The sequence below is a fragment of the Arthrobacter sp. NPDC058097 genome (assembly GCF_042884885.1).
Taxonomy (GTDB): domain Bacteria; phylum Actinomycetota; class Actinomycetes; order Actinomycetales; family Micrococcaceae; genus Arthrobacter.
On sequence record NZ_JBHVSZ010000023.1, the window covers coordinates 19631 to 27818 of the forward strand.

Here is an 8188-nt window from a genome sequence, read left to right on the forward strand (position 1 = left end):
CGGCGGTCAGACCCACTCGGCGGAGCGCACCAGGATGCAGCCGGAGTCCGGGCAGAACACAATGTCGTCCTCAGCGGCGGCCTTGATCTCGGCCAGGTCGCCGGGGCTCAGCTGCATGCCCGACCCTTCCGAGGTGCCGTGGAAAAGCCGTGCTGCGCCCACTCCGCGCCGGGCCAGCGTCTTCTCGTAGACCGCGAGCATTCCGGTATCGAGCCCTGAGGCGAAGCTCGTCCGCTTGCGGGCCACCTCGTTCTCCTCGGCGGCGACCTCGGCCAGCGCGGCGTCGAGCTCCGCCCGGATCCCGCCGAACGAGCCCTGGATGTCGTCCACGATGCTCTGCTGCGCCGCCTGACGCTCGCGCAGGCCATCCAGCCGCTCCAGGACCTCCAGTTCGACGTCCTCCAGGTCTGAACGGCGCTTGTTGAGCGAGGCAATGTCCTTCTGCAGGGCGACGAGGTCCTTGGAGAGGCCGGTGCCGCTGTTGAGCCTGGCCTCATCCCGTTCAATCCGGGTTGCCACCTGCTCCACGTCGGCTTCGGCCCGCTTCAGTTCCGCTTCGGCGTCGTGGACGGCGAGTTTCGCGGCGCCCAGTTCCCCGTTGGCAACGCTGAGGGCGGCCTCAAGATCGGTGATCCGGGGATCGTTTTCAAGGGTGCGGCGGCGGTTGGACAATGACTTCAGCCGGGCGTCCAGGCCCTGGAGCTCGAGCAACTTCAATTGTTCCGCCGGTGCTGCCTTGGCCACGTTTTACCTCCGCTTGATCCCATCCGGCCCCGGGGCCGGCACCCCTGTGGGGTTTTCTCGACTCTAGCGCCTAACGCGCTCCCCTGCCTCGCTACGGTCACCCGGGGCCCCTCCCGCCAGGCTTAGCCGGGAGTGAGTATGAAGTCCCACGGGTCGCTGTTGGTGCTGCTGACCCGGATTTCGACGTCAAGGCCCTGGTCCGTAAGCACGTTGCCCAGCGCCTCGGCGGCGGCCGGCAGCCACAGCCATTCGCTGGCGAAGTGCGAGACATCGATGAGGTAGGGCCGGCCGTTCACGGCGGCCTCCCTGGCTTCCGATGCCGGGTGGTGGCGCAGGTCCGCGGTGACGTACAGGTCCGCGTTGCTGGCCCGGACCTCAGCGAACAGGGAATCCCCGGCCCCGCCGCACACGGCAACCCGCTGGACCAGGCCGTCCTTGTCCCCGGACACCCGCACTCCGCCGGCCACCGAGGGAAGGATGCCGAAGACCCGCGCGGCGAATTCCCCCAGCGTGATCGACTCGTTGAGGTCCCCGACGCGCCCAATGCCTTCCTCGGGAAGACCGTCGGCTGCCGGAGTCAGCGGCGATACGTTCTCCAGGCCCAGGGCGTCGGCCAGCACGTCGGAAACGCCGCCCACCGCTGAGTCGCCGTTGGTGTGGACCGTCAGCAGTGCGGTGCCGGATTCGATCAGGCGGTGGACCGCCCGGCCCTTGGGCGTGTTGGCGGCAACCGAGGTGACGCCTTTGAGAAGCAGCGGGTGATGCGTGATAAGCAGTTCCGCGCCCCATTCGATGGCCTCGTCAATGACCTCGAGCGTGGGGTCCACGGCGAACATGACGCGCGTGACTTCGGCGGACGGGTGGCCGGCCACGAGCCCTACCTCGTCCCATGCCTCCGCAAGCGACTCCGGCCAGAGCTCCTCAACGGCCAGCATGAGCTGCCCCAGCGTGGCGGCGGCGGGTGACTCCGCGGCGTCGGGAACGTCTTCCGGTTCCGCTGCAACGTCACTGTTCACAGGTTCCATACTCATATTTTTACCCTACAGTCGGCTCTGGCCTCTGACCGGTATGTGACCCTAGGGTTGGCTGGGGAATCATTGGCGCCCGCAAACCATTAAAGAGGCATGGGTAAAGAAGACATGAAAACTTTTGTGCTTGGCGGGGGCTGTTTCTGGTGCCTGGACGCCGTCTACCAGAAAACGAAGGGCGTCACGTCGGTGGTTTCGGGATACACCGGTGGCCATGAACGCGACCCGGACTACTATTCCGTCTGCTCCGGCACCACGGGGCACGCGGAAGTGGTTGCCGTGACCTTTGATGAGGAGGTCATCCCGGCCGAGGTCATCCTGGACATGTTCTTCGCGCTGCACGACCCCACCACGCTCAACCGCCAGGGCTACGACGTCGGCACGCAGTACCGCTCGTCCATGTTCTATGAGACCACCGAGGAGAAGATCCTCTTCGAGGAGGCGATCGAGCGGAACCAGGCGCTGTGGTCCCGGCCGATTGTGACCGAGGTCAGCCGGCTCCCCGTGTTCTATCCGGCGGAGAACATTCACCAGAACTACTACGCCAAGTTCCCGGAGCAGGGCTACTGCCAGGTCATTATTAACCCGAAGCTGGCCAAGGCACGGAAATATTACTCTGCATGGCTTAATGCTTAGCAGGGGCGCTGACCCCATCGTTAGGCTGACCAAAGTATTCCCTCCTCAGAGATAGGCGCAAGTACACATGGCACGGATCTACGACGATGTAACACAGCTGGTGGGCGGCACCCCGCTGGTCAAGCTCAACCGCCTGACGGAAGGCCTGGACGCCACCGTTGCGGTCAAGCTTGAGTTCTACAACCCGGCCAACAGCGTCAAGGACCGTATCGGCGTCGCCATCATCGACGCAGCGGAGAAGTCCGGCGCGCTGAAGCCCGGCGGAACCATCGTCGAAGGCACCTCCGGCAACACCGGCATCGCCCTGGCCATGGTGGGCGCAGCCCGCGGCTACAAGGTCATCCTGACCATGCCGGAAACCATGTCCACCGAGCGCCGCGTCATGCTCCGCGCCTTCGGTGCCGAGATCGTGCTGACCCCGGGATCCGAGGGCATGCGCGGGGCCGTGGAGAAGGCCCAGGAAATCGTGGCCAACACCGAGAACTCCATCTGGGCCCAGCAGTTCGCCAACGAGGCCAACCCGGAGATCCACCGCAAGACCACCGCTGAGGAGGTCTGGGCCGACACCGACGGCAAGGTAGACATCTTTGTCTCCGGCATTGGCACCGGCGGCACCATCACGGGTGTCGGCCAGGTCCTCAAGGAGCGCAACCCCGAGATCCAGATCGTTGCCGTGGAACCCAAGGACTCCCCCATCCTCAACGGTGGAGCCCCGGGCCCGCACAAGATCCAGGGCCTGGGCGCCAACTTCATCCCGGAGCTCCTGGACACCAACGTCTACGACGAGGTCCTGGACGCCACCCTGGAGGACTCCGTGGCCGTGGCCCGCGAGCTCGGCGTCAAGGAAGGCATCCTGGGCGGCATCTCCTCCGGCGCCATCGTCTGGGGCGCCCTCGAGCTGGCCAAGCGCCCGGAGAACGCCGGCAAGCTGATCGTGGCCGTCGTCTGCGATTTCGGTGAGCGTTACATCTCCACCGTGCTCTATGACGACATCCGCGGCTAGACCTTAGCCAGCTGCTTTCCGTTTCCTGTAGAAAGATCTTTGTGGGTTTCTTCGCAAGACTTAAGGAAGACCTCGACGCCGCCCGGTCCCACGATCCGGCGGCTCGAGGTTCTTTTGAGAACTTTTTCGCGTACTCAGGGCTGCACGCCATCTGGGCGCACCGCCTGACGCACAAGCTGTGGCAGAACCCGTCCACGCGGTTTCCTGCACGGCTCATCTCCCAGCTCACTCGCTTCCTGACCGGGATCGAGATCCATCCCGGTGCCACCATCGGACGCCGCTTCTTCATTGACCACGGCATGGGTGTGGTCATCGGCGAAACGGCCGAGATCGGCGAGGACGTCATGATCTACCACGGCGTCACACTCGGCGGCCGCTCCCTGGCGAAGGTCAAGCGCCACCCCACCATCGGGGACCGGGTCACGATCGGTGCGGGCGCCAAAATCCTGGGGCCGATCATCATCGGCAACGACAGCGCCGTGGGGGCGAACGCCGTCGTGGTCAAGGACGCACCGCCCGAGTCCATCGTCACGGGCATCCCGGCAAGCTGGCGGCACCGCGACGCACAGCGCGAGACCAAGCCCGCCGTGGACCCGGCAGAGTATTACATCGAATACCGGATCTGACCTCTATCAGCCGGCAATGCGTTTTCAGCGGGCGATTCTTTTCAGCACCGCCGTCACCGCCACGTCGTAGACCCGATCGGGCAGGAGCCGCCGCAGCGCCGTGATGGCGCGGGCGCCCCTGCCCACCGGGTAACGCGTCCGGGGACGGGCCGCCGTGGCGGCCGTCAGCACGGCACCGGCGACGACGTCGGGCCGGGTGGCCGTCGAGGGCCGCTCGGTGGACGCCAGCACGGCTGCCATTTCCCTCGCCTGGGCCGCATACGGTCCGCTACCCGAGCGCGCCAGCAGCCCGTCCGCCGCAATCCCGCCCCACTCCGTAACGGTGCTGGCGGGTTCGATGATGGACACGCTGATTCCGTGCGGCTTCAGCTCCAGCCGCAGCGCGTCACTGAGGCCCTCCACCGCGAACTTGGTGGCGTGGTACCAGGTGCCCAGCGGCTCATAGTACTTGCCTCCGATGGAGGAGATGTTGATGATCCTGCCCCGCCCGGCAGCACGCATTGACGGCAGAACCAGCTGCGTCATCCGCGCCAGGCCAAAGACATTCACGTCAAACTGCCGGCGGCCCTCCGCCAGCTCCATCTCCTCCAGCGCACCGAAGGACCCGAAGCCGGCGTTGTTCACCAGGACATCAATCCGGCCCTGCTCCGCAAGCACCGCCGCCACCATGCTCCGCATTGACGCGTCGTCCGTGACATCCAGTGCCAGGACCCTGATCCCCTTCGCCTTGAGCGGCTCCATCCTGTCCACCCGCCTGGCGCCGGCGTAGACGGTGAATCCGTTGGCGCTTAAAAGCTTGGCCGACTCGAACCCGATGCCGGTGGAGGCTCCGGTGACAATCGCTACGGGCTGGGACACTCGGCACTCCTCGAGGGAAATCGGTGGCTGCAGACAAGCTACGGGCGGATCGGCGTCGTCGTCGTACAACAACAGCTGGAGCCGGACGCAGGAACGGCCGGCACCTCCCAGACTATCCGGGAGGGCCGGCCGTTCCTGCGTTACACCGCGGGTGTGGCTAGTGGGTGTCCACTGCCTCGACCTCGGACTTGTCTTCGCCCCACAGCGTGTGGAACGTGCCCTCGGCGTCGACGCGGCCGTAGGTGTGGGCACCGAAGAGGTCGCGCTGGCCCTGGATCACCGCAGCAGCAAGGCGCTTGCGGCGGAGTCCGTCGTAGTAAGCCAGCGAGGAGGAGAACACGGGAACCGGGATGCCCAGCTGGACGGCCGTTGCGACCACGCGGCGCCATGCCGGCAGGGCACCGGCGATCGCCTTGGTGAAGGCCGGGGCGAACAGCAGGTTTGCCGGCTTCTCCTCGGCCGCGTAGGCGTTGGTGATTTCCTTCAGCAGTTCCGCACGGATGATGCAGCCGCCGCGCCACAGGGAGGCGATCTCGTCCAGCTTGAGGTCCCAGCCGTATTCCGTCGCGGCGGAGGTCAGCATGTCCAGGCCCTGTGCGTAGGACACGAGCTTGGAGGCGTAGAGCGCCTGGCGGACGTCCTCGACAAAGTTCTCGGGAACGTCGACGGCGATTTCCTCGCCGGCGAGCAGTTCCTGGGCCAGCTTGCGCTGTTCGGCCTGGGAGGACAGTGCACGCGCGAAGACGGACTCTGCGATACCCGACACCGGGGAGCCGAGTTCGAGCGCGGAGATGACCGTCCAGCGGCCGGTGCCCTTCTGGCCCGCTGCATCCACAACGACGTCGACGAACGGCTTGCCCGTCTTGGCGTCCACGTGGCCGAGGACCTCGGCAGAGATTTCGATCAGGAAGGATGCGAGCTCGCCCTTGTTCCATTCAGCGAAGATCTTGGACTGTTCGGCCGGCTCGATGCCGGCGCCGGAGCGGAGGAGGTCGAAGGCCTCGCCGATGACCTGCATGTCGGCGTACTCGATGCCGTTGTGGACCATCTTGACGAAGTGGCCGGCGCCGTCGGTGCCGATCCAGGCGCAGCAGGGCTGGCCGTCGACCTTGGCGGAGATCTTTTCCAGCATCGGGCCGAGAGCGTCGTAGGACTCCTTGGAACCGCCGGGCATGATGGAGGGGCCGTTGAGGGCGCCCTCTTCGCCGCCGGAGACACCGACGCCCACGAAGTGGAGGTCCTTCTTGGCCAGCGCGGCTTCACGGCGGCGGGTGTCCTCGTAGTGGGAGTTGCCGGCGTCGATGATGATGTCACCGGCCTCCAGCAGCGGTTCGAGCTGTTCGATGACCGAGTCAACCGGCTTGCCGGCCTTCACCATGATCAGGACGCGGCGCGGCTTCTCGAGGGAGTTGACCAGTTCCTCGAGGGACTCGGTCCGGACGAAGTCACCCTCGTGGCCGTGCTTTTCGAGCAGGGCGTCGGTCTTGCCGACCGAGCGGTTGTGCAGGGCAACCGTGTAGCCGTTGCGGGCAAGGTTGCGGGCCAGGTTGGCGCCCATCACCGCGAGGCCGGTGACACCGATCTGTGCTGACATCAAAAACTCCAATTCAGTGTGTGCGACGTAAGTGCCTGGGGTCCCGCGTGTCCTGCGGAACACCCTTCGAAAAAGCAGGCTGCTGAATAAAGCATATATATTCGCGGTCGGGGGCGAAAGCGGGTGACCACTCCTTGGACGCAATTCGCGCCATAAAGAGTCTATGACGCGCCCCCGAGGCCGCGTCCAGACTCCCCTGCCCCGGGGCAACAAAGCCTCCCGGCCCCACTATGCTTACCTCTATGTCAACCAGCCTCCACCACCGTGCCGTCGAGCACCTGGGTACCAGAATCGTCGACGGCAGCCTCCCGCCAGGGCACGTGATGCTGGCGGAGCAGCTGGAGGATGAGCTCCAGGTGTCCCGGTCGGTGATCCGCGAAGCTGTCCGCGTCCTGCAGTCGCTGGGCCTGGTGGAGACAACCAAACGAGTCGGCATCAAGGTCCTGCCGGCGCACCGCTGGAATCCGTTCGATCCGCTGGTGATCCGGTGGCGGCTGGCCGGGGAGGGCCGCGGCGCCCAGCTGCGTTCCCTGGCGGAACTCCGCTCCGCCGTCGAGCCCGTGGCAGCCGAGCTCGCTGCGGCCAATGCGCCGCAGGAACTGCGGCAGGAACTCCTCGACGTTGCCCTGGCCATGCGCGAAGCCGGCCAGGCCGGCGACGTGCCCCGCTTCCTGGAGCTGGACATCCAGTTTCACTCGCTGCTGCTCAGCGGCTCCGGCAACGAGATGTTCGCCAACCTCGTGGGCCAGGTGGCCGAAACCCTGACCGGCCGCACCGTGCACGGCCTGATGCCCGACCGCCCGCGGGACCTTACCCTGCAGTGGCACCTGGATGTGGCCGAAGCCATCTTTGACGGCCATGCATCGGAGGCCCGCGAGGCGTCGAGCAGGATCATGCGCCGCACCATCTCCGAAATGGAGCCCGTGTGGGTGGAGCAGCCGAGGGTCTTCGTTCCGCTGCAGGGGCGTACTCAGACGGCCTAGATCCTTTTAACCCCCGCCTGGCCGGCGAAGTTGAGGAGGACTTTGCCGGATTGGGCGGAGTTGCGGGCGATGTCGAAGGCTTCGAGGGCGTCGGTGACGGGGTAGTCGTGGGTGATGACCGGGCCGATGCTGAGGGTGCCGTCGGCGAGGGCGGTGATGACCTCGTCGATTTCGTTGTTGAACCGGAATGAGCCTTTGAGGTCCAGTTCCCGGGTGATGGCCAGGGAGATCAGGACCGGCTGGGCGCCGGTGGGCAGCAGCCCGACCATGACCACGGTCCCGCCCCTCGCGGCGCCCTGGATCGCGGAGGCCAGGCCGTGGTGGTTCCCGGAGGACTCGATCACGACGTCGGCCTGGACCCTGGCGATCGCCTCAGCGTCGGTGGCGGCCAGGACCTCGTCCGCGCCTACCGCCGTGGCGATCTCCAACGGTTTCGCGTGCATGTCGACCGCGACGATCCGGGCCGCGCCGGCGCGCTTGAGGACCGCGACCGCCAACGCCCCGATCGGGCCGGACCCGATCACGAGCGCGGTTTTGCCGGCCACGTCCCCGGCCCGTGCCACCGCATGCCACGCCACACTGGCGGGTTCGATCAGCGCCGCCGTCCGCAAATCCAGGGCCTCCGGGAGGGGCCGGAGCATCCGCACCGGCAGGTTCACGTACCGGCTGAACGCCCCGTCCGTGTGCGGGTACCTCGCCGCTGACCCCAGGTACGT

9 protein-coding genes are annotated in these 8188 nt (G+C 66.4%); 4 read left to right on the forward strand and 5 right to left on the reverse strand.

Annotation, left to right across the window (positions count from 1 at the left end):
- Positions 1-6 precede the first annotated feature (6 nt).
- Both ACFVTE_RS23960 and ACFVTE_RS23965 read right to left on the reverse strand, forming a co-directional pair.
- A complete protein-coding gene (locus tag ACFVTE_RS23960) occupies positions 7-744 on the reverse strand; it encodes a zinc ribbon domain-containing protein (protein WP_387105133.1) in 738 nt (245 codons plus the stop codon).
- A 122-nt stretch (positions 745-866) separates the two neighbouring features.
- Positions 867-1769 carry a Nif3-like dinuclear metal center hexameric protein gene (locus ACFVTE_RS23965; RefSeq protein ID WP_387105148.1) on the reverse strand — a complete coding sequence of 301 codons (903 nt, stop codon included), beginning with the start codon at positions 1767-1769 and terminating at the stop codon, positions 867-869.
- A 114-nt stretch (positions 1770-1883) separates the two neighbouring features.
- Here ACFVTE_RS23965 and msrA point away from each other — a divergent pair, with 114 nt between their 5' ends.
- From msrA to epsC, 3 genes are all read left to right on the forward strand, one after another.
- A complete protein-coding gene (gene msrA / locus ACFVTE_RS23970) occupies positions 1884-2408 on the forward strand; it encodes a peptide-methionine (S)-S-oxide reductase MsrA (protein WP_076802442.1) in 525 nt (174 codons plus the stop codon).
- Between the two features lie 67 nt (positions 2409-2475).
- A complete protein-coding gene (gene cysK, locus ACFVTE_RS23975) occupies positions 2476-3411 on the forward strand; it encodes a cysteine synthase A (protein WP_387105135.1) in 936 nt (311 codons plus the stop codon).
- 41 nt (positions 3412-3452) lie between these two features.
- Entirely contained in the window at positions 3453-4037 is a 585-nt protein-coding gene (gene epsC / locus ACFVTE_RS23980) for a serine O-acetyltransferase EpsC (RefSeq protein WP_307103428.1), read from the forward strand.
- Between the two features lie 24 nt (positions 4038-4061).
- Here the strand turns inward: epsC and ACFVTE_RS23985 are convergent, their stop codons facing one another.
- Entirely contained in the window at positions 4062-4895 is an 834-nt protein-coding gene (locus ACFVTE_RS23985; RefSeq protein WP_387105137.1) for an oxidoreductase, read from the reverse strand.
- Between the two features lie 157 nt (positions 4896-5052).
- Positions 5053-6489, reverse strand: coding sequence for an NADP-dependent phosphogluconate dehydrogenase (gene gndA, locus ACFVTE_RS23990; RefSeq protein ID WP_387105140.1), 1437 nt, complete (start codon positions 6487-6489; stop codon positions 5053-5055).
- Positions 6490-6731: 242 nt separating this feature from the next.
- Between gndA and ACFVTE_RS23995 the strand changes: the two genes are divergently transcribed.
- Positions 6732-7472, forward strand: a complete 741-nt coding sequence (locus ACFVTE_RS23995) for a FadR/GntR family transcriptional regulator (RefSeq protein WP_387105142.1) — start codon at positions 6732-6734, stop codon at positions 7470-7472.
- On the opposite strand, the gene ACFVTE_RS24000 is transcribed toward ACFVTE_RS23995, so the two are convergent.
- The coding region (locus ACFVTE_RS24000; RefSeq protein ID WP_387105143.1) for a zinc-binding dehydrogenase at positions 7469-8188 on the reverse strand (720 nt) is incomplete at its 5' end. The genes ACFVTE_RS23995 and ACFVTE_RS24000 overlap by 4 nt on opposite strands.

What these genes read in the sequence shown, in the direction of transcription:
- ACFVTE_RS23965 (WP_387105148.1), bottom strand. Translation starts at nt 1,769, where the DNA reads ATGGAACCTGTGAACAGTGACGTTGCAGCGGAACCGGAAGACGTTCCC.
- msrA (WP_076802442.1), top strand. Translation starts at nt 1,884, where the DNA reads ATGAAAACTTTTGTGCTTGGCGGGGGCTGTTTCTGGTGCCTGGACGCC.
- cysK (WP_387105135.1), top strand. Translation starts at nt 2,476, where the DNA reads ATGGCACGGATCTACGACGATGTAACACAGCTGGTGGGCGGCACCCCG.
- gndA (WP_387105140.1), bottom strand. Translation starts at nt 6,489, where the DNA reads ATGTCAGCACAGATCGGTGTCACCGGCCTCGCGGTGATGGGCGCCAAC.
- ACFVTE_RS23995 (WP_387105142.1), top strand. Translation starts at nt 6,732, where the DNA reads ATGTCAACCAGCCTCCACCACCGTGCCGTCGAGCACCTGGGTACCAGA.